Source organism: Streptomyces sp. NPDC001970, assembly GCF_053594115.1.
Window position 1 is genome coordinate 18,146 of record NZ_JBSFDW010000054.1, and the last position, 24,698, is coordinate 42,843.

Below are 24,698 nucleotides of genomic sequence, written 5' to 3' on the forward strand. Positions count from 1 at the left end.
GCGAGGAGAAAGTGTCGGGCCGCCGCCGGGGAAGCGGCAGCCGTGGTGCACGTTCAGCGTGGTGCGGCTCAGCGGGACGGCGGCGGCGCATCCTGGTAAGCCCCGGACAGCAGGTGGCCCGCGCCGGGGGCGATGGCCGGCAGGCCGAGAGCCCGCATCATCTGGTGGGCCGTCGCGATCGAGGCGGAGAGCACGGGCTTGCCCAGTTCCTGCTCGACGATCTCCACGGATTCGAGTGACGGCATCTGCACACAGGCCGAGAGCACGACGGCGTCGGCATCGCTGTGGTCCAGGGTGCGGACGATGGGGATGAGGGCGCGCGGGTCGTGGGCGGCGACGTCCAGGTTGTCGGGGATCTCCAGCGCCGTGTGGTCGCCCACCTCGATGCCCTCGTTGCGGATGTAGTCCACGACGGTCCGGGTGAGCGGCTTCAGGTAGGGCGCGACAAGGGTGATCGAGCGGGCCTTCATGGTGTGCAGTGCGCCGACCAGCGCGCCGGCGCTGGTGACGACCGGTGCGGGCGCGCCGTTGTCCTGGGTGATCGCGGTCAGTTTGTCTTCGGAGGCGCGGTGGTAGCCGTGGCCCATGCTCATGATCGCGACGAGACAGGCGTATCCCAGTACGTCGACGCGGGCGTCCGACAGCTCGGCCGCGCACCGGCCGGAGTCGGCGTCCATCGCGGCCAGTTCCTCCTTGACCACGTGCTTCATGCGCATGCGGCTGGAGTGGAAGGTGAACCGCTCCGGTGCGACCGACTCACGGGCCCGGAACAGTGCGGGTATCTCGGTCTCCATCGTGACGTTGGAGCTCGGCACGATCTGTCCGATGCGGAAGGTGCGGGCTCGTTGGTTCATCGTGCGTCCACCACCGGGTTGCGCAGGGTGCCGAGGGACTCGATGGTCGCCTCGACCACGTCGCCGGGGGTGAGGAACTGCTGCGGCGTGAAGCTCGCGCCGACTCCGGCCGGTGAACCGGTGGCGATGACATCACCGGGCTCCAGCGTCACTCCTGCGCTGATGTCGGCGATGAGGTCGGGAATGCGGAACAGCATGTGCCGGGTGTTGCCCTTCTGCTTCACTTCGCCGTTGACGCGCAGGGACAGATCGAGATCGTGCGGATCGGCGATGTCGTCGGCGGTGCGGATCGCGGGACCGAACGGCGCATAGGAGTCCTGCCCCTTGGAGTAGAACCACTGTCCGGATCGTCGCTGGTCGCGGGCGCTGATGTCGTTGATGATGCTGTAGCCGAACACGTACCGAAGGGCGTCCTCGGGCCGGACCGACTTGGCTGTTCTGCCGATGACCACGGCGAGTTCGCATTCCCAGTCGAGCTGGGACGTCAGATCCGCGTTGTGCAGGATCGGCTTGCCGGGGCCGGTGACGGCGGTGGCCGGCTTGCTGAACAGCACGGGCCGTTGCGGAAGTTCCTTGTCGGTGTCGAGGGTCCGCGCGGACTCCGCGACGTGCTCCGTGTAGTTGAGACCGACGCCGATGATCTTGCCCGGGCGCAGCGGCGCCTCCAGTGTCACCTCGGTCAAGGGGTGCTGTGCCGTCTGCGGTACGGGCAAGGTCAGCAGGCGGCCCAGGGTGGCGAGCGCGTCGGGTCCCGCCTGGATGAGGTCGAGCACGGACGTGGGGGCGGCGCCGAGGCCCGGGAGGTCTGCGCAGGCTTCGGAGGCGAGTCCTGCCACGTCGATGACGGTGTCGCCGCTCTGTACGCCGAGTCGGCCGACGGGATCGCCGTCCCGGGTGTAGCTGACCAGCAGCATGTGTCCTCCTTCTCGTGGTGTGTGCACGGGGGTCAGGTCGTGGGCTGGTGGCCGTCGTTGTCCGTGTACGCCTCCTCGCGCCAGAAGGCGAGGGAGCGCATCACGGGGAAGTCGTTGAAGGAGAAGAGGACCGCATCCTCGCTCCCGCTGGCGTTGGCGTGCTCGTGCCAGGCCCAGGAGGGGACGCAGAAGATGTCGCCCTCCCTCCAGTCGAAGCGCCGTCCGGCGATGACCGAATGGCCTTTGCCCTTGGCGACGTTGTAGACCACCGAGCCGGTGTGCCGGTGCGATTGTGTGGCCTCGCCGGGACGCAGCATTTGCAGGTGTGCGCCGAGCGTGGGCATCACCGGTCCACCGGTGAGGGGATTGCTGTACTCGAGGATGACGCCGTCGTAGGGGGAGCCGTCGGTGGCCTTGGCCGCGTTGAGCAGCGCCGAGTGTGCCTGCTCCCAGGGGTAGGCGAGGAGCGGTGAGTACGGCTTGGTCCAGCCGTCGGCGAAGCCGTAGGGGCGCAGCTCGCCGGCGCCGTAGGTGAGCAGTGAGGAGTTCACGACCCGCCCGCGCTCCTGATGGAGGTTCGGGTGCACCTCGTAGAAGCCGGCGTCGTGCGCGTTGACCAAGGGGATGTCCAGGCCGTCCTGCCAGATGACGGGGGCGTCGTCGGATTCGTTCCCGTGCTCGTGCCACGTCCAGTTGGGCGTGATGGCGAAGTCGCGCGGGCCGACCTTGAGCTTCTGTCCGTCGACAACGGTCCAGGCTCCCTGGCCCTCGACCACGAAGCGGAGTGCGGCTGCCTGGTGGCGATGTGCGGTCATGGATTCGCCGGGCCCCATGACCTGGAGTCCGGTGTAGAGCATGCCGACGGCCGCGGAGATGTCCTTGCGGCCCGGGTTGACCAGCATGACGACACGGCGGCCCGCATCGTCGGCCCTGACCAGGTCCAGGGATTCGAGCACCAGAGGGCGCAGGTCCGCGTACGACCAGTGCGTGGGAACCGACTTCGGCTGCGGGTACCACGGCTCGATCTCGTTCGCGACCGTCCACAGCGCTCCGGCCTCGTAGTCGGCGAGCCGGTGGTAATACGCCTTCAGCTCTGGCGTCTCGCCCACTCGTGCACGGCCCAGGATGTCGTCGCTGTACGTCATGGTCACCGGCCTCCTTGCGATATTCCGCATTCTTGACGTCCGTCATAATCACGATATACGTTCGCCGGTGTCAAGAGGCTGGAGGAAGAGATGAACGCACTGGATCCGGAACTGCCCGCCACGCAGTCAGGACCCTCCCCGCTTACGGAAGTCCTCGTCACCCACCGGGTTGAATGGCACGACACCGACGCCTCAGGCCATCAGCACCATTCCGCCGTCTTGCGCTGGGTCGAGGCGGCAGAAGCCGAACTGCTGCGGGGCCGCGGTCTGGACTGGCTCTTCGGCCGGACTCCCCGGGTGCGCCACGAAGTCAACTACCGCGCGCGGCTCTGGTTCGGCGAGACGGTGACCACCCGGCTGCGCGTCGTCACGTTGGGCCGCACATCGCTGACGTACGCCTTCGAAGTCCGCGGCCGCGAGGGCATGGCCGCGGAGGGAACCCTCGTCGTCGCCCACGCCGAACCGGACGCGCCCGCGGCCACCCCGTGGCCCGAGCAAGTGCGAAAGGCACTGGGCGAACACCTCACCACCACTGCCGAGAGGACGAAGTGATGCGCATCGCCGTCATCGGCGGGGGACCGGCCGGCCTGTACTTCGCCGCCCTGGCCAAACAGCTCGACCCGTCCCGGGAGATCACCGTCTGGGAGCGCAACGCCCCCGACGACACCTTCGGCTTCGGCGTCGTGTTCTCCGACGAGACCCTGGACGGCATCGCGAGAGCCGATCCCACCATCTTCGCCGCCGTGGAAGCAGAGTTCGCCCGCTGGAGCGACATCGACATCCACTACCGCGGCCGGGTCCAGACGTCCGGCGGGCACGGATTCGCCGCCATCTCCCGCAAGCGGCTGCTGCAGATCCTGCAGCAGCAGTGCTCGGACCTCGGCATCGACGTGCGCTTTCGCACCCAGGCACCGCCCGCCGACGAGCTGTCGGGCCAGTACGACCTGGTGATCGCCGCCGACGGCGTCAACTCCGCGACCCGCGCCAAGTTCGCCGACGTCTTCCAGCCCTCACTGGACGTGCGGTCCTGCCGGTACATGTGGCTGGCGACCGACCGGGCGCTGGAAGCCTTCACCTTCATCGTGGCGGAAACGCCGCACGGTCCGCTGCAGGTCCACGCCTACCCCTTCAGCTCCGACCGCTCCACCTTCATCGTCGAGGTCGGCGAGGAGACGTGGCGGGCGGCCGGATTCGACGTCCTCGCGGCCCACGGCTTCGGCCCGGGCGAGAGCGACCACGCCAGTGTGGCCCGGTGCGCGGAACTGCTGGCGGACCACCTCGGCGGGCAGCGGTTGCTCACCAACAACTCCAAGTGGGTGCAGTTCACCACGGTACGCAACCGCACCTGGCGGCACGGCAACATCGTGCTGCTCGGCGACGCCGCGCACACCGCTCACTTCTCCATCGGCTCCGGCACCAAGCTCGCCATGGAGGACGCGCTCGCCCTGGTCACCGCACTGGAGGCGGACGGCGACGATCTGCCCGGCATGCTCGAGGCCTACGAGCGTGACCGCAGGCCCGTCGTCGAGTCCACCCAACGCGCAGCGCAGGCAAGCCTCGAGTGGTTCGAGGCGATCCAGCATTCGGTCGGCCAGGAGCCAGAGCAGTTCGCCTTCAATCTGCTCACCCGCAGCCGCCGCGTCACGCATGACAATCTGCGCTCCCGTGATGCCGATTACGCGGCTCGGCTGGAGCGCTGGTTCGGTCGCCGGGACACCGCGCCTCCCCTGCTACAGCCTTTCCGGCTGGGCCGCCTCGAACTGCGCAATCGCGTGGTGGCCGCGCCCGTCGCCTCCTACGCGGCGGACGCCGACGGCACGGTCGGCGACACCGAACTGATCCACCTGGGCAGTGCGGCCTTCGGCGGCGCCGGCCTGATCCTCACGGGCATGACGGCGGTCAGCCCGCGCGGGCGGGTGACGCCACGCTGCCCGGGCCTGTGGGACGACGCGCACACCTCGGCCTGGCGCCGGATCACCGATCTGGTGCACAGCCACAGCGGAGCGGCGATCGGGGTCCAGCTCAGCCACAGCGGTCGCAAGGGCTCCACCGAGGTGCCGGACCGCGGACCGCTGGGCAGGGCGCTGACCGACGGCGCATGGCGCACCGAAGGTCCCTCCGACGACGCCTGGGCCGATCACCCCGCCCCCCACGTCATGTCCGAAGCGGACCTCGAGCGTGTCGCCGAGGAGTTCGCGGCCGCGGCCGTGCGCGCCGATGCCGCCGGCTTCGACGTCCTGGAGATCCAGGCGGGACACGGTTTCCTGCTCTCGTCGTTCCTGTCCCCGCTGACGAACCACCGCGACGACCGCCACGGAGGCGACCTCGGCGGCAGGCTGGCGTTCCCGCTGCACGTCGTGGACCGCGTACGGGAGAGCTGGCCGCACCACAAGCCCTTGATCGTGCGGATCTCCGCGGTCGACTGGGCCGAGGGCGGGACGGCCGTAGAGAACGCCGTCACGATCGCGGCCGAACTGCACGCGCACGGCGCGGACGCGATCGACGTCTCCAGCGGCGAAGTCGTGCCGTGGGAGCGTCCCGCGTACGGCCGCACCTACCAGACGCCGTTCGCAGCGCGTATCCGTGCCGCAACCGGTGTGCCGACCATCGCCGTCGGCGGGTACTCCTCGTACGACGACGTCGACACCACCATCCTGGCGGGCCGCGCGGACCTGGTCGCGCTCGGACGTGCCCAGCTGCACGACCCCGCCTGGACGCTGCACGCGGCCGCGGCCGCACAGTACACCGGCCCCGCCGCGCGCTGGCCGCACCACCTGCGGCCCGGCAGCACTCCCCCGCCTCTGGTCGGCCGGCAGCGTCCCCTTCTCACCCTCCGTCCCGAGCCGATACCCGACATCCACCAGCGCTGGCGCCCGGCCGCTTCAGAGAGGACCCCATCATCATGAGCATGCAGCGCGTCCTGGAGGATCTGACGCCGTTCACCGCCGCCGCGGTCCAGGCGGCGCCCGTATATCTCGACACCTCCGCCACGGTGGACAAGGCCGTGGCGCTGATCCACGAGGCGGCCGGCAACGGTGCCCGGCTGATCGCCTTCCCCGAGGTGTTCGTCCCCGGCTATCCCTACTGGAACTGGACGCTCAACCCCGTACAGGGCTCACCCTGGTACGAGCAGCTGTACCGGTCAGCGATCGACGTCCCGGGCCCCCACGTCGACACGCTCCGGGCCGCCGCGGCAGCCACGCAAACCACGGTCGTCATCGGCGTGAACGAACGCGGCGCGCACAGTCTGGGCGTCCTGTACAACACGGTGCTCACCATCGGTCCGGACGGCTCACTCCTCGGGGTGCACCGCAAGCTGGTGCCCACCTGGGCGGAGAAGCTCACCTGGACGGGCGGGGACGGCAGTTCCGTGCAGGTGCACCAGACACCTGTCGGTCCCCTCGGGGTCCTGGCCTGCGGGGAGAACACCAACACCCTCGCTCGTTTCGCTCTGCTGGCGCAGGGAGAGCTCGTCCATGTCGCGAACTACATCTCGCTGCCGGTCGCGCCGGCGGACTACGACATGTCGCAGGCCATCGCCATTCGCACCGCGGCGCACAGCTTCGAGGGGAAAATCTTCTCGATCGTGTCCTGTTCGACGATCACGGACGAGATGATCGAGGTGGCCGCGGGCGACAGCGCCGAGATCGCGAAGATGATGCGCCGGCCGCGCAGCGCCCTCTCCGGCATCTTCGGTCCGGACGGGCAGCCGGTGACGGAGCCCCTCGTCGACGAGGAGGGCATCGTCTACGGGCAGGTCGATCTCGCCAAGTGCATCCAGCCCAAGCAGATGCATGACATCATCGGCCACTACAACCGCTTCGACGTCTTCCGCCTGCACCACAACACGTCGCCGCTGCGGCCGCTGGTCCAGGAACCGTACCCGGTTGCGGAATCGGTCGCGCCCTTCGGCCTGGAGACTGGCGGCGATCCGCGGGTTCCGCAGGAGCCGGAGTCCAGCTGAAGGACGGGGGGCCAGGCGCGCGGTCAGCGGTCGCAGCGCGACCGTCTCCCGTTCGCGGTCCTGGTGCCTGTTTCCGCCCCGAGCCGGACGGGAACAGGCACCAGTCCCACGCGGCGACAGCCGCTTCATGCGCGGGCCGCGCCACTGCTCTGCCGGCGCCTGCGCACAGTCACGGTCCGCAGACACGTCCCGCGGTCCGACGCGACACGGTCCGCACACCCAGCTTGCCAAGGTCTGGCTCCGCGTCAAGGACAATGGTCGTGGCCGTACTTCGAGGCCGACGAGCCGAAAGTGGTCAGGCCCGCGGAGGACCCTCAAAGGCAACAGGACCAGCCGCACACGGTGAGTCTTCTCGGAGGAGTTCGAGAAGCTGTGGGCGGAGGTGAGACAGGGCCGGCGCGATGCGCGGTGATCCGGCGGGCCGGGACGCGGAGAAGGCCGCGAACAACAGGTCGGGCGTCGCCGGGCGTGGCGCGGCTTCGGTGCCCGCCAGCCGCCGGGACGCGACCGGCGCCGGCGACGACGCCCGTCGAAAGCGGAAGCCGATGCCGATGTCGATGTCGATGTCGATGTCGATGTCGATGTCGACGAGCATCCCGGCCACGGTGCCGACGGTGACGGCGTAGGCGTCGATATCGCCCGGTACGCAGACCGGGGCTCGTTCGATGTGCACCGCCGGCGGCAGCCGAGTGCGGCCTTCAGACCGAGACGTCGCGGCGGATGTCCGGCATGAGGGCCGCCAGTCTCAAAGGTCCAGTGCCAGACGTTCCGACCGGGAGCGTCCCACGCAGATCAGCATGGTTCCCTCCTCATCGTGCTCCTCGGGCGACATCAGGCTCCCGCGGTGCTCGGGCTTCCCCGCCAGCACCCTGGTCTCGCAGGTGCCGCAGTAGCCCTCCTGGCAGGAGAAGTCTATGTCGTCGCGCACCGTGCGGACGACCTCCAGGATGCTCTGCCCGGCACCGACCTGGACCGTCACGCCGGATGCGCGCATCTCGACCTCGAACCCCACATCGGCCGCCCCGGCGCGGAGGCCCGTCTGCGGCTCTTCGGTGGCCCTGAACCGCTCGATGTGCAGGCGGTCCGACAGCCCTTCAGCGGTGCACGCCTCGGTCACCGCGGCCAACAGCCCGGTGGGGCCGCAGCAAAAGACATGGGCTCCGTCCTCCACGGTGGCCACGAGGCCGGCGACGTCGATCAGCCCTTCCTCGTCTTGAGGGACCAGGTGGACCCGACCGGGGCCGTGGGCGGCGAGTTCACCGGCGAAGGCCATCGCACTGCGGCCGCGCCCGCCGTACACGAGGCGCCACTGCGCTCCCCTGCGGTCCACCTCGTCGATCATCGCTTTGATCGGTGTGATGCCTATGCCGCCCGCGACGAAGACGAAAGACGTCGCCGGCACGAGCGGGAAGTGGTTACGCGGCGCACGCACGGACAGTTCGACTCCGGTCCGCAGTGCGCGATGGACCTCGAGGGAGCCTCCGCGTCCCTGGTGCTCGCACTGCACGCACACGGTGTACGCCCGAGTGTCCCGGGGGTCGCCGCACAGGGAGTACTGCCGCGTCAGTCCTGAGGGGAGCTCCAGGTCAAGATGTGCACCCGCCTCCCAGTCCGGGAGCTTGCCGTCCATCGGCTCCAGGCGCAGGAGGACGACATCGTCCGCGGCCTCTCGCCGATCGGCGACGCGGACTCGGATCCGTCGCGTATCTGTCCCGTCGGTCATTGGTCAACTCCTCGATGAGTGCGGGCTTGATGCCGGGAGAGACGTCTCTCCATGGCGAGCAGGCCCTCTGTATGCCACTGCCTACGGGCTGTGGTCCCCATGGCATTGCGCGCGGGGAGCCACGGCATCTGCGGCGTCGCCCGGGATCCGTGCGCGGACGCGTGAGAGCGCAACGGCGGTGAGGGTGGTGAGGTTCGGATCATCGAGCCGGGTGAGTGTGAACTCCGGCCGGCAACTCGGGGAAGTCGTCCCGGCGGGAGGGACCGACGTCCCGCAGAGCGTGAGCCGTGCATCCGCCGACACTGCGGCGAACGGCTCCCGCGCGACCCGATGAGCCAAGTATGCGGCCTTGATGGCGACAGTCAAGAATGCGCTACATCCCGCCCGGGACCCCGACTTCCGCTCTCACTGCAAGCCGGCCACCACAACCCCTGCCCGCCAGGCGGGCGCCGCACGGAGGAAGCAAGTTTGCCTCGCGACAACCGCATAGAGGTATTGCGACGACCGTCACGCCTGCGTAATATTCTATCTGTCGGGACGGCCATGCCGCATCGTGGAATGGAGGTTGAGGTCTTGTCAGGAGTTCAATCGGTCGCCAGAGCCATGGCCGTGCTGGAGAAGCTGTCGCGATCCGGCACGGCAGGCGTGAACGAGCTCGCACGCGAGCTCGAGCTGGCGCCTTCGACGGTGCAGCGGCTGCTGGGCGCTCTGTCGGAGGCCGGCGTCGTCGAGCAGGATCCGGCCGACCGCTCCTACCGGGTGGGACTGCGGCTCTTCCAGTGGGGCCAGGCCCCGTTGCGCCGACTGCGGCTGCGGGAACTCGCCAAGCCTCACATGCAGGAGCTCGCCGCCGAAGTAGGGGAGACCATCGCGCTCGGTGTCCTCGACGGCGCGCATGTGATGCACGTGGAATGGATTCCGGCCCGCCACCTGGTGCAGCCGCGCATCGGAATCGGCGACCGGACTCCGGCGCTCTCCTCCTCGCTGGGCCAGTGCCTGATCGCCTGGCTGCCGCGGCAGCAGCGCATCGACATCGCCATGGAGTCGGCGGCGAACGCCGGTTCGCCCGGCGATCCCGCTGTCATCGAGGATGTGCTCGCCACCGTCCGGGCGCAGGGGTTCGCGATCGTCGCCGATCCCCAGGCCAATGTCTGCACCATCGCCGTTCCGGTGCGGGCCGGCATCGAACAGGCCGTCGGCGCCCTGGGCATCGGCGGGCCTCCTACCCGGTTCCCGGCCGACCGCGCAATGTCCATCGCTCCCCGCCTGATCGAAGTGGGCGCGGCCATCAGCAACTACTACGGCACGCTGCTCGCCACCCCGCACGACCGGGAGTGGAACCTTGATGGGAGAGGATCATGACAGTACAGGCACCCTCGGAAGCCAACGAACCCGACGAGCAGGAACTCTTGAGATTCCGCACGTCCTTGCGCCATTTCCCCAGCGGTGTCGCCGTGGTGACGGTCGCCGACGGGGACGGCGTCTACGGCATGACGGCGAGTTCTTTCACCTCGGTGTCGCTCAAGCCGCAACTCTGCTCCGTCAGCGTCAACAAGCCCGGCAGGATGCACCGGCTGCTCGCCCAGTCGGACGGGACCTTCGGCATCAGCGTCCTCAGCGCGGACCAGGGTCCGATCGCGGACTTCTACGCCAGACGGCCGTGGAGTCCCGCAAAGCTCGACGTACCCATGACCCGCCGGCTGGGCTGCCCGGTGATCCAGGGCGCCCTCGTGTGGATGGTCTGCGCCAAGTGGGCCGAGTACGAGGGCGGGGACCACACCATCTTCGTCGGCCACGTACGGGACCACGGCGCCGCCGCCATCGAGAGCGCCGCGCCCCTCGTCTGCCACAACTCGACCTATCACCAGCTCGGTGCGCCGATCGGTGCGGCCGACGTGCCCCGGCCCGAAAGGACGAAGCGGTGAGCCACATACTCCAACCCGATGACATCGTCTGGAACAAGCTCGACAACCCCCGTGTCCCCGGCGTCGGCTTCGCGTTCAGCGAGAGCGTGATCGACAAGGACTACACGGACCTCTACAGCGCGCAGTTGGGCCTCATCGGCCCGGGCGGCAGCTCGAAGCCGCACCGGGACCCCTACAACCACGCGTTCTACTTCATCCGCGGCACCGGCACCGTACAGGTCGCCGACGAGACCGCGGACCTGGTGCCCGGGACGATCGTGAAGGTGCCCAAGGGCAAGGTCCACAGCTTCGTGAACACCGGCGAGGACGACCTCGTCTTCCTGGTCATCTACGACCCGCCGTACGTGGCCGGCAGCAGATTCGAGAGGTAGGAGGGCCATCGTGTTCACTGGACGCAGCACACCTGTCGCACGCAACCGCCACGCCGGCCCGATCGCCTTTGCCCTGCTGATGACGACGGCGGTCGCGACGGTATCCGCCTGCGGGACGGCGGACTCCGCCCCCGAGTCAGGCTCCCGGCCCACCGTGAAACTGGCCCTGAACCCGGCCCAGCTCCAGTACCTGCCGATCATGCTCGCCATCGACCGGGGGTACTTCCGCGACGCCGGCGTGAACGTCGAACTCACGACCTACCAGGGGTCCGCGAACAACCAGATCCCCCTGCTGGCCCGAGGCGACATCGACCTGAGCCCGGCCGTCTCCGGCCCCTCGCTCTTCAACCAGTACGACCAGGGCTTCAGGATCAAACTGCTCGCGAACCTGACCGCACCGCGGAAGGGCTACCGTGACGGCTCCGTGCTGGTGGTCCGCAAGGACCGTTGGGACACGGGCGAGATACGCAGCCCGAAGGACCTGGAGGGCCGCAGGGTGGACGGGTCCGCAGAGGGCAATCCCGCCGACTTCCTGATGCGGCAGACCCTGCTGAGCGCCGGCGTCGAGCCGGCGGATGTAAAGCTGGAGCACCGGGCGCGGACCCCCGTCGACTCGGTGGAGTTCCTGCGCAACCGCACGGTCGAGGCGACGGTGATCAGCGAGCCGGCCGCCACCCTGGCCGAGGTCGAGGGCCTCGGCGTCCGGTGGCTCGGATACAACTCCGTCGTCCCCTGGTACCAGGAGACGTTCCTCGCGGCGTCCGAAAAGTTCGCCGCCGAACGCCCGGACGACGCCCGCAAGGTGCTTGGCGCGTACCTGCGCGCGGTCAAGGAGGTGAACGCCTCGCACGGCTCATGGACGCCGGAGCTCCTGGCGCTGGCGGCGAAGTGGACCAAGCAGAAGCAAGAAACCCTCAACGCGGTAGGAGGGCTGATGTACTACACCCCCGACGGGGCCGTCGACGAGAAGGGCCTGGCCAAGGTCCAGGACTTCTGGTCCGGGGAGAAGCTGGTCCCCCGCGAGATTCCGGTCGGCGAACTCGTCGACACCACAGCCCTCAGTACGGCAACAGGCGGCTCGCGGTGACGGCCCGTCAGCAGCTGGCGGACGCCGCTCCCGAGACCAGGACCACGACGGACGGCATCGAGATTGCCGACGTCCGCAAATCGTTCGCCTACGGACGTGACGAGGTGACCGCCCTCGACAGCCTCAACCTGACCGTGACGGCCGGTGAGTTCCTGTGCATCGTCGGCCCCAGCGGCTGCGGGAAGACCACCCTGCTGCGCATCCTCGCCGGCCTCGAGCAGCCGACCACCGGCGAGGTGCGCTGGACGCTGGACGCCGGCCGCAGCCCGCTGCGTTCCATGGTGTTCCAGAACCAGGGCGTGTTCCCGTGGATGACCGTACTCGAGAACGTGGCGTACGGACTCACCGTACGGCGCGTGAAGAAGGCGGTACGGCTGGACACAGCACGGCGATTCGTGGCGGCGCTCGGCCTGTCCCGGTTCGAGTCGGCCTACCCCGCACAACTGTCCGGGGGCATGCAGCAACGCGTCAACATCGCGAGGGCGTTCGCCAACGACCCGGCAGTGCTCCTGATGGACGAACCGTTCGCCAACCTCGACGAGCAGACGAAGCTCATCCTCCAGGACGACCTGTTGCGCATCTGGGACGGCACACGCAAGACGGTCGTGTTCATCACCCACTCGCTCGACGAGGCCATCACCCTCGGTGACCGTGTCGTCGTGCTCTCGCGGCGCCCCGGGCGCATCAAGTCCGTCGTGGACATCACTCTGCCGCGTCCCCGCAACGCCATCGACCTGCGCAACGACCACCGCTTCGTGGAACTGCGCCAGACGATCTGGGACTCGCTGCGCGAAGAGGTCGTCTCCCTACGCGGCGGAACCGGTCAGGAGGCCTCATGACCACCCTGGCCCCCAAGCCCGCCGAAGCCTCTGGCGCTGCGGCACGCGCGGGCCGGACGCCGAGCCGTCCCTCGCGCACAGGCCGCCTTCTGTCGGCGGCGGCCAGCCCATTGGTGCTGCTGCTCCTGTGGGAGGCATCGGCCCGGCTCGGCCTCATCGACGCACGCGTGCTCCCGCCACCCACCGCGGTCGGCACTCGCATGGTCGAACTCTTCCTCCACGAAGGGCTGCTGTCGCACCTGGAGGCGACTGTCCTGCGGTTCCTCGCCGGCCTGACCATCGGCGTCACGGCAGGAATCCTCGTCGGTCTCACCACGGGCCTGTTCACCACGGCCCACCGGATCCTCAACCCGGTGATCGCCCTGCTCTACCCACTGCCCAGGATCGCCATGTTCCCGCTCATCCTCATCCTGGTCGGTCTCAACGAACGAGCCAATGTCCTCGAGATCACCCTGGCTCCCTTCTTCGCCATAGCGATCAGCACCATGGGCGCAGTGCGTTCCATCGACCCGATCCACCGCGACGTCGCCGCCAGTTTCAACACGGGCACACTCGACCTGTACCGGCGGATCACCCTCCCCGCCGTTCTGCCCGCGATCTTCGGTGCGCTCAGGGTCTCAGTGGGACTCGCCCTCACGTCGACCACGGCCGTGGAGTTCCTCGCCGCGAACAAGGGGCTCGGCTACCTCATCTGGCACGCCTGGCAGATCCTCTCGCTCCAGGACTGCCTGGCCGTCATGGCGGTCGCAGGCTTCCTCGGAGCGCTCGCTTACGGAGGCGTCAGCCTGCTGGAACGTTTCGCCGTTCCCTGGCAGCGTCGCCAGCGCTGAGCAGCCCCCAGCGTCCGACCAGGCCACCCGGCCGGGTCACCGCCGCCTCCCCTCGACCGGCTCACGGATGCCCGGCGACGCCGCATGCCGCACATCGGCCTTCGAGGCCCGGCGCTTGCGGTGACTCCGCGTCACCCCTGGTCCCCGCCCGTGCCGTTTGCCCGCACCGACAAGCGCGCTGGACCGTCCGGGCCGGCCGCGATTTCCGAAGGGAAGTTACATGGTCTATGACGACATCGTGATCGGGGCCGGCTCGGCGGGCGCCGTGCTGGCCGCACGCCTCTCGGAGGACCCCGACCGCCAAGTCCTGCTGATCGAGGCCGGCCCGGACTATCCGACGGAGCGGCAGACCCCCGCCGGCGTCCTCGCGACCCGCCGGGTGCCCTTCGACCACGACTGGGGCTACACGGCCGAAGTCGTGCCCGGCCGACGCGCACCGTATCCGCGGGGCCGGCTGACCGGAGGATCGTCGGCGGTGAACGCCGCACTCGCGCTGCGTGGTCTTCCCGAGGACTACGACGAGTGGGCTGTCAAGGGCAACGACGAGTGGGGCTGGGACGCGCTCCTGCCCGTCTTCCGGCAGATCGAGGACGACCCGTGCGGCGATCCCGCGTTCCACGGCACCGGCGGCCCCACACCGATCCACCGCACTGCCGAGGACCGCCTCGTCCCCGTACACGCCGCGTTCCTGCGCGCCTGCCTGACGCTGGGACACCCCTTCACGGCGGACCACAACGCTCCCCACTCCACCGGCGCGGGGCCGGGCCCGGCCAATGAGCGCGACGGGATGCGCATGTCCACATCGCTCGCCTATCTGAACGGGGCCCGCTCCCGGCCCAACCTCACCATCAAGACCGGCTGCGTCACCGACCGCGTCGTGCTGAACGGCACCCGCGCAACCGGGGTCGAGTTCGAGCGCGACGGCTTCCGCGAGCAGGCGGCGGGCCGCCGGATAACCCTTGCCGCTGGTGCGGCGGCATCCCCGGCCATCCTGCTGCGCTCCGGCATCGGACCGGCCGGGGAACTGTCCGCGCTCGGCATCGATGTGGCGGCGGACCTGCCCGGGGTCGGGGCAAATCTGCTCGACCACGCGCAGCTCGCAGTCAACCTGACGGCCACGGACGGACCCGCACACGCGGCGGCACCGTACTGGGAGACGGTGCTGCAGTGGACCGCCCCCGGATCCGCGGATCGCAACGACATGCAGACCCTGCTGATCCACCAGGTCGCGCAGCCCGCCCTCCGCCTGGCCACCAGCCTGATGCGGCCGCGTTCCAGCGGCGTACTGCGGCTGGCCGGCCGCTCCCCGCACACCGCCCCCGACATCCGGCTGAACCTCGCCTCCGACCCCGAGGACATCCGCAGACTCACCGAGGGACTGCGGCACCTGTGCGCCCTCGCCGCCTCCCCCGAACTGGCTGCCCACCACGACGGTCGCGCGACCTTCGACGACGGCCGGGTGCTGCCCGTGGTGGACCTGAACGCGCGGTTCGCGGACGCCGACAGCGCGGCCGAGCAGGTCCTGCGCACGGTCTCGCACTACGTCCACCTGGCGGGCAGCGCGCGCATGGGACCGGACAGCGACCCGGAGGCGGTCGTGGACCAGCGGTGCCGGGTGCGCGGCATCGAAGGGCTGCGTGTGGCCGATGCCTCCGTCATGCCGGACATCCCCCGTGCCAACACCCACCTCACCTGCGTCGTCATCGGCGAGCGCGTCGCGGCGTGGCTCAGAGCGGAACAGTGAACGCCCCGCACACGGCCCCCGGCACCACCACCGGCACCACCACGGGCACGACCCGATCCCCGACCCCCTGCACTCCCCACTCCCGCAGCAAGGAATGGAATCGATGACTGAGAGCAGCCTCACGCCGTTGGAAATCGACACCGACCGCTCAACCATGTACGTGGACGGAGCCTGGCGGCCGAGCCACAGCCGGGACCGCATCCACGAAGTCAACCCGGCGACCGAGGGGGTCATCGGGTCCACCCCTGACGGCGACTCCGAGGACGTCGACTCCGCGGTGCGGGCGGCGCGGGCCTCACTGCCGGACTGGGCCGCGCTCACCCCGGTCCAGCGGGCCTCGTTCCTGGTGGCGATGGCCGACCGCCTCGACCAGCGGGCCGACCAGGCCGCCCGACTCGTCACCACCGAGAACGGCGTGGTGCTCACCACCAGCGCCGAGCTGGTCGGGGCCGCGTCCGGGATCCTGCGGTACTACGCCTCGCTGGCCGAGACCTTCCCGCTCGAGGAGGCCCGCGGCACCACACTCGTACGACGGGAGCCGATCGGCGTGGCCGGCCTGATCCTGCCGTGGAACGGTCCACTGAACCTGGCCTACATGAAAATCGCCCCCGCGCTGCTCGCCGGTTGCACGGCCGTGCTCAAGCCGGCACCGGAGACGTCGCTCAGCACGGCATTCATCGCCGATGCGGCTGAAGCCGCCGCACTGCCCGCCGGGGTCGTCAACATCGTCACCGGCGGGCGCGAGACCGGTGCCGCCCTGGTCGCCCACGAAGGCGTCAACAAGGTCGCCTTCACCGGGTCGACGGTGGCGGGCCGGGCGATCGCCGCCCAGTGCGGCCAGGCCATGAAGCCGGGGACCTTCGAGCTCGGCGGCAAGTCGGCGTCCGTCGTCCTCGACGACGCCGACCTGGACGTCTTCCTCGCCCAGGTCGTCGACGTCAGCCTCGCCGGATCGGGCCAGAGCTGCAAGCTCAGCACCAGGATCCTGGTGGCCCGCGACCGTTACGACGACGTGTGCGATGGCCTGCGCGACACCCTTGCCCGGCTTGTGACCGGCGACCCGTTCGATCCCACCACCACGTTCGGGCCGCTGGCGATCGAGCGCCAACGCGATCGTGTCGAGGGATACATCCGATCCGGCCTCGACGAGGGCGCGAAGCTGCTCATGGGCGGCGGCCGCCCGGCCCACCTGCCCAAGGGCTACTACGTCGAGCCCACGGTCTTCGTTGGCGTCGAGAACGGGATGCGGATCGCCCAGGAGGAGATCTTCGGCCCCGTGCTCGCGGTCATTCCCTTCGACAGCGACGACGAAGCGGTGGCTCTGGCCAACGACTCCGCCTACGGACTCGGCGGCGCGGTCTACACCGCCGACGCCGAACGCGGCACCGCTACCGCCCGCCGCATCCAGACCGGCACGATCGGCGTCAACGGCTACCAGATCGACCCGCTCGCACCGTTCGGCGGGTACAAGCAGAGCGGTCTCGGCCGGGAACTCGGCCCAGAGGGCCTGACCGCCTACCTGCAATCCAAGTCCATCTACAACGCAGTATCCTGATCGACCCCACAGGCCCTGGTGTTCTGGTCCAAGGCGACCGCCTTGGACCAGAACACCAGGGCAGACGCTGGCCCCGGAAAAGCCGCCCTTTCCTCCTCATCACGCCGCGCCGCCACCTGCAGCTGGCGCAGCTGCTCCTGGCGCTCCTTCTCCGCCGCTTCGGCGGCAGCCTCGCGCGCAGCCCGGCGCCGCGCGTCACGGACGCGGTAGGCGCGGATGTCGTTGGGGGTTGTCGAGGGCGTGGTGGAGGGTCTGCCAACCCACCCGTGCGCCTCCCGCGCGCTGCGAGTCCGGTTCACAGACCTGCCCTCCCCCGCGCAGGCTGCTGCCGATATCGTGGGGCATGGCCAGGGAAATCCGTATCGAGGTCGACGACGAGGCCTACGAACAGCTGGAGCGCCACGCGGTCGGCGGCCACGTCGAGCCGGAGCAGTATGCCGCCCAGATGCTGACCGCCGACTTCACCAACGTCGGCAGCGAAGATTCACTGATTGCCATCGAAGATTGGCCACTACAGGGTTCGTGCCATCGGACCTTGACCTTCCAGGTCAGGCGGGTGCGAGCCTGTCACGTGAGCGTCGCGCCAGTGGGCGCGGCGCTCACCCCAGGGTGTGGCTGTCGCGGTCGAAGGCGAGCCGGAACTGCGGGAAGCGTGCCCTCTTCGGATCCAGCAGGTCGATCAGCGTGACCAACTGCGTCTGCAGATCCTGCAGCCGAGTGATGGCCGGGGCGGTGTCCGCAGCGAGCCGGTCCATGTCCGCCAGCAGGACGGAGAACCACTCGGCGAAGCCGTTGTCGTGCTCCAGCTTCGCGCAGAACTCCGCGTAGCCCAGGCAGCGGCGCCGACCCGGCTCACCATCGGGATGGACCATCAGTTCGCCGATAGCTCGCTGCTGGACGCGGAACAGGCGCAGCTCATTGCTCACCGTGTCGATCCTGGCCAGGCTCGCGCCGATCTGTGAGATCTGCAGCATGATCTGCGTGTTGACGCGGCTCCGGCCAAGGTCGAGGAACTGGATGTCACGGCGCAGGATCTCCACCCAGCCCAGGTATTCGGCGAGCACGAAGACCGTGCTGCGCCGCACGAAGTCGGCCTCGCGATCGGTGCCCCGCGTGAGGAAGGATGTCAGGAAGCCGGCGCCGCGCGAGGAGTCCAGGTCGACGACGTGGCCGTGCAGGATGTTGTAGAGCCTGGTCTGCAGATCGAACGCGGCCCACGCTAGGGAGGCCCCGTACCGGTCCATGTAGTTGCGTTGCTCCCATGACCGCAGGCGGCGTTGCTGCCAATAGCTGAAGAGCGCGGCAACCGCCGCACCGCAGACGGCGACGACCGCCGAGACTAAAGACAACGAGTCCATGCATCCCCCCGGGTCACGGTGTCATCATCATGCGCCGCCAGGTTAGGGGACAACCCTGTCCACCTTCGATGGCGCGGACCACGTGGTCGTCAAGCTTCAGTGGCAAACGGGCAAGGTTGGCGCGCGCGGTCACCAACCCCAAGCTGGTGCGCAACGCACTGAACACCCTCATCACCAAGAGCCTGGCCGAGCGCACCAAGCAGGGCACAGACGTGTTCTACACGGCGTCCGAGAGCGACACCGGCACAGTCTCGGTGCCCGGCCCTGCTGCCGAGAGCGCGCCGGCCGAGGAGAAGGCTGCGGCTGCGCTGTAGCCGGGTGCGCGGCCCGGCACGCAAGGGGTGAAGCAGCGCGCCGGGTTCGGGCGCGAATCCTGTCCGTCCCCGCCCGTGCGGGGACGGACAGGCGTCTGGCTCACGCGGGGGTGATGTTCTCCGCCTGCGGGCCCTTCTGCCCCTGGGTGACGTCGAACGTCACCTGCTGGCCCTCCCGCAGTTCACGGAAGCCGGTGCTGTTGATGTTGGAGTAGTGGGCGAAGACGTCGGGGCCTCCGCCGTCCTGCTGGATGAAGCCGAAGCCCTTCTCCGCGTTGAACCACTTCACGGTTCCGCTGGCCATGCACGCCCTCCAAGGGACTCGATGTCGGCTACCGCACCGTGCGGAAGCCTGAGGTGATCGCCGGGTCCTCAGCGATGCTGAACAGCAAAACCGCCCGTGCACGTGCTCACGGGCGGAAAGGACTTCGGAACCACGACAGCTGGAAGCGACGCTACACGGCCGCGTGCCCGGGTCGTCGCCGTTCCGTGTGGTGGATGCCAAAAGCGTCTGGTTGTCGGGTCGTTTCCGTGGTGCGGGGCCCCCAGGGCACGCGTCGACTTCTGGCGGCGGGCCGGCGGCAGGTTGGGGTACCCAGCCGAGGAGGTGAGTGCATGTGTCCGACGTCATTACGCGAACGTCGACATACAAGCAGCGCAACACCGTCGAACGGTGCATCAACCGCTTGAAGCAATGGCGCGGCCTCGCCACCCGGTACGACAAGACCGCGACCATCTACCTAGCTGGGCTGCACATCGCAGGCATCTTCATGTGGTCGGCTCGGTGAGCTCGGGGGCGGAGCGACACGGACAAAGGGGAACTCGGGCTCGAAACCGTCTGTCCATTCGTCCTCGTCGAGCATGTAGTCATCGATGACGAAGCACTCCGGTTCGTCAGCGAAGCCTGGCAGGAGCCGCGCTCGACGGATTCGCTCCTCGGCCTTGGCCGGGGAGGAATAGACGCCGAGCAGCTTGGCATCGTCACCGTCCCGCTCGTCGATGAACACACTCCCACCATCAGCATGCAGAGTGGTCCCATCCACACCGGCTTCATTCTGATGTCCGATGTGCCACAGCAGATAGACCATCACCGATGCAGGCTACCTCCGAGCACCTTCATGCCTCGCGCCCACCCGATCACTTCAGCCCGAGCATGCCCCACCAAGATCCGAACGAGAGCTCCTAGAAGATCACTGAAAGTCTTGCGTGTGGGGATGTCCGGCGGCGGGCCGGGCGGCCCCTTGCCTTAACTGCGTTACGAGAGCAGCGCGAGGTCGCGCATTGCGTAGCGACAGTGTTCGCAATGTTCTTCCATCACCACACGAAGGCAGTCGCCGACCGAGTGCGACTCCAGGCCCCAGGCAGGCGCCGGCACAGCGGTGCGGATCCGTTCCAGCTCGGTGTCGGTCACGGCCCCAACGACGCGGCGCATCCGTGCCCTGCGGCCGGCGTACACCGCCATCACCTCGGCGTACGACGGACGGGCCTCGAGGTCGATGCCCAGCTCCGGCGCGCCCGCGCTGGGATGGTCCGTAGGCGGCAGGCCGAACCGGTGGTGCGGCATTGGCTCGGCAACGATCATCCGACCCACCCATGTGTCGACGGCGAAGACGAGATGGCGCAGCGTCTCGGCGAAGGACCACTCATCGTCGACTCGTTCGTGGCGTGCGGTTTCCGGCAGCCGCTCGGCCCGGGCAATGGTGTCCGACCAGAGGCGTTCGACGGTGTCCCACATAGCGCGGTAGTCGTCGGCTGTTCTCATCGCCCGCAGCTGCACGCGCTCCGGGTGTCGCCGGTCGAGTTCGGCACCCACGAAGGCGGTGACGTCGACGTCGTCGACGACGACCCTGCCGACCCGTCCGCCGTGCCCGGAGACCCGGAGGTCGGTGACCTCCGAACCGACAATCCTGACCTGGGTCAAGTCGCAGTCGCGGAACGTCGCGCCGGTGAGATCCGCGTCCCTGAAGGTTGCACCGCGGAACGCATCGGTATGGGTGTACTCCACCGCCATCGCGCCATTGTCCCAGATCGATCGGGTGGCGCGTGAGGTCCGGACGCAAACGTAAGGCGGGTGCCGGCTACTGAACTTGAACTCGTGATGTCGGTGGTGCCGCGGAGACCGCTGAACGCTGGCCTTTCGAGATCAAGAGCGTGTCTGCAGCCAGTGACGCGCGGCGGCCAGTGTCACTTCGATGTCGTCGCTCCATGAACAGACTTCCAGCCACGACAGGTAGCCGCCCTGCGTGAAGACCAGGACCTCACCGGGGCACTCGCCGGCTTCGGTGACGAGCTGCGCTTCGGCCGCCACGACCGTGCTGGGGCCGGTGGGCGCGGGCTCCACCTCGCTGGTGTCGAGTTCGAAGTAGGCGGTACCGCACCGGCATGTGCAGCGCGCTCGAACGCTGAGCTGCGGAACCTGCCTTCGGAGCGCGGCATGAACCGGATTGTCCGTGTTCAGGACTGCCGCAAGCACGTCGGCCACGTCGGCAGGCAGGCTCTCGGTCATCCCATCACCGTATCTGACCAGCGACATTTGGCTTTGAACGCGCCCGACCTATCGCCGTTCAGCCGGCCGGCGTGTCACGCGTCCAGGACCAGGCCGGTGCCAGCGAGGCAGCCGTCGATGACCTCCGGTTGGTACTGCAGCATCGTGAGCTTGCGCTTCACGGCGCGGGTGATCTGGCTGAGGTCAGTGGCGGCGAGGTTGCCGATGTCGCGCTTGACCAGCGACCAGATACCTTCTTGCGGGTTCAGGTCGGGCGCGTAGGTAGGCAGCTGGAAGACCGTGAGCCAGTCCGCGTTCGCTTCGATGAACTCCCGCAGGGGCTTGGCCAGGTGCAAGCGGACGATGTCCCAAACCAGGACGATCGGGCCGCCGAGCTGAATGCGGGCGCGGATCAGCAGGTCGCGGAAGTCGCGCCAGCCGAAGCCCTTGGGCTGGTCCCTGCGTCCGGTGTACTCGCGGACGGAGTAGAAGAGCCGGGACCGCTCGCCGGGCTTGTAGCAGGTCATGCCCGCCATCGATACCCGGCCCGAGCCCCGGCCGCGTACGCGGACCACCGGGGTGCAGCCCCTGCGGCCCCAGGTCCTGGCTCGCGGCGGCGTCAGCGACTGACCGGCCTCGTCCTCGAAGACGATCCATCCGTCGCAGGCCGCCGCGATGCTCTTTCCCGCGGCCAGACCTCCTTCTTCCACAGGGCCACCGCATCGTCATCGCGCTCGATCGCTCGCCGTGTTGGCTGCTGCCACGACCATCCGTGCCGCTTCAACAATCGCCACGTGCCCTCCACGGTGTAGGAGACGTGGAACATCCGACCGATCAGGGTCTTCACGCGGGCCAACGTCCACCGCTGATCAGCCCAGCCGTGCGCGAGTGGACAGATGCGTGGCCCGCCCGCGCCACCGGCGCCACGCACCCCGCCATCCTTCCGGGCCGTGCTGCAGCACCGATATTGCTCCCGCCTCCTGTTCTCCTTGGTCGCCTCACGCCTGCCGCTCGGCATCGTGCCCATCGCCCTGCTTCTCGCCGCCCAAGCGACGGCCACTCCCTGGCCACCGCGAGCCTGCTCGCCACCATCTACGGCGTCACGCCCGCCCTCGGCCTGCCCGTGCTCGGACGCCTGGCCGACCTACGCGGCCTGCCGTTGCCCTGCCACCTGGGCGCCGCCTTGTCCGCGGCCGCTTTCACGGTCATCGCCCTGGCGGGCACCACGAACCTCCCGCTCGCCTTCGCATGCGCCGCCCACGCCGATGCCGCCTGTCCGCCGGCCGAAGGCGGTCTCCGCTCACTGTGGCCGACCCTGCTGCCCGACGCCGCCGGGTCTGTTCCGGCCCCTCCGGTCGGCGCGCTGCTCCTCGGCGGCACGGAAGCAACCGAGTGCAGCCCAAACGGCTTCGTCGAACACGCCGGCCGCCAAGCGGGCGTGCCCGTGGAGAAGCTGCCTGTCAGTCGCCTGCTTCCCGCTGCGCTCCCAGGCGATCCAACTGCGCCTCGGCCGACTCCGGGCTGCGCACCAGCCTCCACGTCTCGACCACGCACGCCACCACGAGCCCGACGCCGGCCAGGAAGAACGCCACCCGCAACGGCAGCCACCACCGCACCTTCGCCAGCCCCCACCCCGTCACGAGCAGCCCGACCAACAGCGTCCCGCCGACCTTCCGCAGCCACAACTCGATCCCGTCCCACATCGCCCCGCCCCTCCCAGGCCACCACCCCTGCGCGGCCGGAGCGCGATCCTACGAGCCACAGCACACCCGCCGCCCGGCAGCCCACACACGGCAGTGGGCCCGGCGGCGCAGGCATGCCCGACCTGCAGCCGCCGGCCCCCGTCATGCCAGGGCGGGCGTCAGCTCTTGGCGTCGTCGCCGCAGGCCTCGACGGCCCGCATCTTGGGCTCGCCCACCACCTTGGCCTCGCCCACCACAACTCCCGTCCACGCTCCTCCCAGGGAGTCAGGCCGGCGATTCTCCTGGGTCAGCTTGCCGTCCATCCTGGTCCAGGGCAGTCCGTTGCGGTCCACGAAGTTCAGGCCTCGCAGCTGGAGATACGTGCCGCCGGGCAGGTCGTTGTACAAGTCCGGGCTGGCGTGGTCGGAGCGCAGAGGTTCCGACATTCCTGGCTTCTCAGTGGTCTCGCCCTCCTCGTACTGGAGGGACTTGCCGTCGATGACCGTCTCCGTGCACGGCGGCAGATTGGGCAGCACGACGAAGAACATCACATCCTTGTGGCCGGGCAGGCGCCCGTCTTCGTACTCGGAGAGTTCCCCGGCCGTGAAGTGGATCCGCACGTGGTCCACGGGATCCGGAGACCGGTTCATCACATGGATCCGGGTGTCGCCCGCCACTCTCCCGGTGATCCAGTACGAGACACGCGATGCGTGCGCGCGCTGCTTGTCCTCGTTCTGCTCTTTGGACTGCTCCAACTGGTCCGCCGCCACCAAGGCGCCCCAGATCGTGCCGACTCCCGTCGCCACCAGGCCGCCGAGGGACACCACGATCGTGACGACCGCACCCACCCCGAGGAGGTTCAGCCGCCCGAACCTCACGCCGACCTCCGGCTCCTCGACTAGCTCCCGCGCCCGCACCCGGTCCGGTCCCGGTCGCTGCCTCGCCAGCCGAAGTCTTGTCCGCCTCGCGGTCCCGCTCTGTGACACGCAATCCTCCTCGCACCGTTGCACAAGGGGACGCACCACGCGCGCGAACGGCTCCCGCGCTGCCCGGACTCCGCGCACGGATCCGCGAGCGTCAGCTTCTTGACGGCCCGTCACCGTGCGGCGGAATCGCCGACACCGCGCTCGGCTGGACCGAGCCCGCCCCCGGTGTCGTCTTTGCGCTGACGGAACCGCTGCTGGCGAACAAGAAGAACCATCCGCTGCTGCGCCCGCTGCTCGAGCGCGCCGCCGACCACTACCGCGCCGATCCCCACAACCACATCGGCTCTCTCGACCCAGCTGCGGCGTACCGAGCCCGACCCGGCGGGCCAGCGCCGGATCGACGAACGCATCATGGCCACCTACACCGGCCACGCCGAGCAGCTCAGTGGGGCCGCCCAGCTCATGCGGCTCGAAGAGGCCGCCGTCTTCGCGTGGCCGGCACCCGCTGGAGCGTCGAAGAATGCTTCGAGGCCGCCAAGGGCCAAGTCGGTCTGGACCACGACCAAGTGAGGCACTGGACGGCATGGCACCGGCACATAACCCTCGCCATGCTCGCACTGGCCTTCCTGGCCGTCGTCGCCGCCGGCACAGCCCCGGCCCGGCCCGCCGACCCGAACCGCCCTGCCCGCAGCCTCGAGCCGATACACCTGACCATCCCGGAGATCCGCTACTTGCTCGCAGCCCCGTTCCCCCCACCGACGTCCCCCACCAGGCTGCTGAACTGGTCAAACTGGCGCAGGTGCCACCAGGCCACCGCTCGGCGAAGCCACTACCGACGACCGCTCACCGTGCACCCCGCACATAGATCACGAAGTCGCACTGGAGTACTAGTGCTGCTCCGCGGAAGTTCGTGGAGGGTGTTGATCAGGCTGCCTTGAGCGGGGTGCCCTCGTAGGTCCAGCGGTAGGGCTTGGCCGTCTCG

Annotated in this window: 25 protein-coding genes and 3 pseudogenes; 14 read left to right on the top strand and 14 right to left on the bottom strand. The window is 69.1% G+C overall.

Going from position 1 to position 24,698, the window contains the following annotated elements; genetic code table 11:
* Positions 1-68: 68 nt before the first annotated feature.
* From ACWCP0_RS38445 to ACWCP0_RS38455, 3 genes are read right to left on the bottom strand one after another with little or no spacing between them, the layout of a single operon-like run.
* The gene (locus tag ACWCP0_RS38445; RefSeq protein WP_451083372.1) at positions 69-854 is read right to left on the bottom strand and encodes a maleate cis-trans isomerase family protein; all 786 of its coding nucleotides are present in this window, start codon (positions 852-854) and stop codon (positions 69-71) included.
* Positions 851-1,768, bottom strand: a complete 918-nt coding sequence (locus tag ACWCP0_RS38450) for a fumarylacetoacetate hydrolase family protein (RefSeq protein WP_451083373.1) — start codon at positions 1,766-1,768, stop codon at positions 851-853. The genes ACWCP0_RS38445 and ACWCP0_RS38450 overlap by 4 nt, the downstream gene beginning before the upstream one ends.
* Before the next feature lie 32 nt (positions 1,769-1,800).
* Positions 1,801-2,913, bottom strand: coding sequence for a cupin domain-containing protein (locus ACWCP0_RS38455; protein ID WP_451083374.1), 1,113 nt, complete (start codon positions 2,911-2,913; stop codon positions 1,801-1,803).
* A gap of 90 nt (positions 2,914-3,003) precedes the next feature.
* On the opposite strand from ACWCP0_RS38455, the gene ACWCP0_RS38460 reads away from it, so the two are divergent.
* The 3 genes from ACWCP0_RS38460 to ACWCP0_RS38470 are packed head-to-tail and all read left to right on the top strand — an operon-like array spanning position 3,004 to position 6,877.
* Complete coding sequence (locus ACWCP0_RS38460; protein WP_451083375.1) at positions 3,004-3,465, top strand: acyl-CoA thioesterase; 462 nt, start codon at positions 3,004-3,006, stop codon at positions 3,463-3,465.
* On the top strand, positions 3,465-5,819 hold the full coding sequence (locus tag ACWCP0_RS38465) for an oxidoreductase (RefSeq protein WP_451083376.1): 2,355 nt from the start codon (positions 3,465-3,467) through the stop codon (positions 5,817-5,819). Before ACWCP0_RS38460 ends, ACWCP0_RS38465 begins: the two co-directional genes overlap by 1 nt.
* Entirely contained in the window at positions 5,816-6,877 is a 1,062-nt protein-coding gene (locus ACWCP0_RS38470) for a carbon-nitrogen hydrolase family protein (protein WP_451083377.1), read from the top strand. The genes ACWCP0_RS38465 and ACWCP0_RS38470 overlap by 4 nt, the downstream gene beginning before the upstream one ends.
* Positions 6,878-7,172: 295 nt before the next feature.
* Here ACWCP0_RS38470 and ACWCP0_RS38475 read toward each other — a convergent pair whose 3' ends face one another.
* Together ACWCP0_RS38475 and ACWCP0_RS38480 are read right to left on the bottom strand one after the other, a co-directional pair.
* Entirely contained in the window at positions 7,173-7,550 is a 378-nt protein-coding gene (locus ACWCP0_RS38475; RefSeq protein WP_451083378.1) for a hypothetical protein, read from the bottom strand.
* Positions 7,551-7,622: 72 nt separating this feature from the next.
* Positions 7,623-8,600: a PDR/VanB family oxidoreductase gene (locus ACWCP0_RS38480; RefSeq protein WP_451083379.1), complete on the bottom strand. Its 978-nt coding sequence runs from the start codon at positions 8,598-8,600 to the stop codon at positions 7,623-7,625.
* A 573-nt stretch (positions 8,601-9,173) separates the two neighbouring features.
* Here ACWCP0_RS38480 and ACWCP0_RS38485 point away from each other — a divergent pair.
* The 8 genes from ACWCP0_RS38485 to ACWCP0_RS38520 all read left to right on the top strand — a co-directional run bounded on the left by ACWCP0_RS38485 (position 9,174) and on the right by ACWCP0_RS38520 (position 16,951).
* Positions 9,174-9,962, top strand: a complete 789-nt coding sequence (locus tag ACWCP0_RS38485) for an IclR family transcriptional regulator (protein WP_451083380.1) — start codon at positions 9,174-9,176, stop codon at positions 9,960-9,962.
* Positions 9,959-10,525, top strand: a complete 567-nt coding sequence (locus ACWCP0_RS38490) for a flavin reductase family protein (protein WP_385425152.1) — start codon at positions 9,959-9,961, stop codon at positions 10,523-10,525. The genes ACWCP0_RS38485 and ACWCP0_RS38490 overlap by 4 nt, the downstream gene beginning before the upstream one ends.
* Positions 10,522-10,896, top strand: a complete 375-nt coding sequence (locus ACWCP0_RS38495; protein WP_451083381.1) for a cupin domain-containing protein — start codon at positions 10,522-10,524, stop codon at positions 10,894-10,896. Before ACWCP0_RS38490 ends, ACWCP0_RS38495 begins: the two co-directional genes overlap by 4 nt.
* Positions 10,897-10,906: 10 nt before the next feature.
* On the top strand, positions 10,907-11,983 hold the full coding sequence (locus ACWCP0_RS38500) for an ABC transporter substrate-binding protein (protein WP_451083382.1): 1,077 nt from the start codon (positions 10,907-10,909) through the stop codon (positions 11,981-11,983).
* Positions 11,980-12,822: an ABC transporter ATP-binding protein gene (locus ACWCP0_RS38505; protein ID WP_451083383.1), complete on the top strand. Its 843-nt coding sequence runs from the start codon at positions 11,980-11,982 to the stop codon at positions 12,820-12,822. The genes ACWCP0_RS38500 and ACWCP0_RS38505 overlap by 4 nt, the downstream gene beginning before the upstream one ends.
* Positions 12,819-13,652: an ABC transporter permease gene (locus ACWCP0_RS38510; protein WP_451083384.1), complete on the top strand. Its 834-nt coding sequence runs from the start codon at positions 12,819-12,821 to the stop codon at positions 13,650-13,652. The genes ACWCP0_RS38505 and ACWCP0_RS38510 overlap by 4 nt, the downstream gene beginning before the upstream one ends.
* A gap of 220 nt (positions 13,653-13,872) precedes the next feature.
* Entirely contained in the window at positions 13,873-15,396 is a 1,524-nt protein-coding gene (locus ACWCP0_RS38515) for a GMC family oxidoreductase (protein WP_451083385.1), read from the top strand.
* Between the two features lie 103 nt (positions 15,397-15,499).
* The gene (locus ACWCP0_RS38520) at positions 15,500-16,951 is read left to right on the top strand and encodes an aldehyde dehydrogenase (RefSeq protein ID WP_451083386.1); all 1,452 of its coding nucleotides are present in this window, start codon (positions 15,500-15,502) and stop codon (positions 16,949-16,951) included.
* Between the two features lie 599 nt (positions 16,952-17,550).
* On the opposite strand, the gene ACWCP0_RS38525 is transcribed toward ACWCP0_RS38520, so the two are convergent.
* Positions 17,551-18,309: a hypothetical protein gene (locus ACWCP0_RS38525; protein WP_451083387.1), complete on the bottom strand. Its 759-nt coding sequence runs from the start codon at positions 18,307-18,309 to the stop codon at positions 17,551-17,553.
* A 146-nt stretch (positions 18,310-18,455) separates the two neighbouring features.
* Between ACWCP0_RS38525 and ACWCP0_RS38530 the strand changes: the two genes are divergently transcribed.
* Complete coding sequence (locus ACWCP0_RS38530) at positions 18,456-18,623, top strand: hypothetical protein (RefSeq protein ID WP_451083388.1); 168 nt, start codon at positions 18,456-18,458, stop codon at positions 18,621-18,623.
* 100 nt (positions 18,624-18,723) lie between these two features.
* Here ACWCP0_RS38530 and ACWCP0_RS38535 read toward each other — a convergent pair whose 3' ends face one another.
* On the bottom strand, positions 18,724-18,927 hold the full coding sequence (locus ACWCP0_RS38535) for a cold-shock protein (protein WP_351236887.1): 204 nt from the start codon (positions 18,925-18,927) through the stop codon (positions 18,724-18,726).
* A 343-nt stretch (positions 18,928-19,270) separates the two neighbouring features.
* On the opposite strand from ACWCP0_RS38535, the pseudogene ACWCP0_RS38540 reads away from it, so the two are divergent.
* Positions 19,271-19,411 (top strand): annotated as a pseudogene (locus tag ACWCP0_RS38540) (IS5/IS1182 family transposase); the annotation flags it as partial.
* Here the strand turns inward: ACWCP0_RS38540 and ACWCP0_RS38545 are convergent.
* The 7 genes and pseudogenes from ACWCP0_RS38545 to ACWCP0_RS38575 all read right to left on the bottom strand — a co-directional run bounded on the left by ACWCP0_RS38545 (position 19,364) and on the right by ACWCP0_RS38575 (position 24,126).
* Positions 19,364-19,711 carry a DUF7336 domain-containing protein gene (locus tag ACWCP0_RS38545; RefSeq protein WP_451083395.1) on the bottom strand — a complete coding sequence of 116 codons (348 nt, stop codon included), beginning with the start codon at positions 19,709-19,711 and terminating at the stop codon, positions 19,364-19,366. The pseudogene ACWCP0_RS38540 and the gene ACWCP0_RS38545 overlap by 48 nt on opposite strands.
* Before the next feature lie 167 nt (positions 19,712-19,878).
* Complete coding sequence (locus ACWCP0_RS38550) at positions 19,879-20,634, bottom strand: DinB family protein (protein WP_451083389.1); 756 nt, start codon at positions 20,632-20,634, stop codon at positions 19,879-19,881.
* 132 nt (positions 20,635-20,766) lie between these two features.
* Positions 20,767-21,129, bottom strand: a complete 363-nt coding sequence (locus ACWCP0_RS38555; protein WP_451083390.1) for a hypothetical protein — start codon at positions 21,127-21,129, stop codon at positions 20,767-20,769.
* 74 nt (positions 21,130-21,203) lie between these two features.
* Positions 21,204-22,135, bottom strand: a pseudogene (locus ACWCP0_RS38560) (IS630 family transposase).
* Between the two features lie 433 nt (positions 22,136-22,568).
* Complete coding sequence (locus ACWCP0_RS38565; RefSeq protein ID WP_451083391.1) at positions 22,569-22,811, bottom strand: hypothetical protein; 243 nt, start codon at positions 22,809-22,811, stop codon at positions 22,569-22,571.
* 158 nt (positions 22,812-22,969) lie between these two features.
* Positions 22,970-23,668 (bottom strand): hypothetical protein, encoded by a 699-nt coding sequence (locus ACWCP0_RS38570; RefSeq protein ID WP_451083392.1) that lies wholly within the window; start codon positions 23,666-23,668, stop codon positions 22,970-22,972.
* Positions 23,669-23,886: 218 nt separating this feature from the next.
* A complete protein-coding gene (locus ACWCP0_RS38575; RefSeq protein ID WP_451083396.1) occupies positions 23,887-24,126 on the bottom strand; it encodes a hypothetical protein in 240 nt (79 codons plus the stop codon).
* Between the two features lie 75 nt (positions 24,127-24,201).
* Between ACWCP0_RS38575 and ACWCP0_RS38580 the strand changes: the two are divergent.
* Positions 24,202-24,360: pseudogene (locus tag ACWCP0_RS38580) on the top strand (IS701 family transposase); the annotation flags it as partial.
* Between the last annotated feature and the right edge of the window lie 338 nt (positions 24,361-24,698).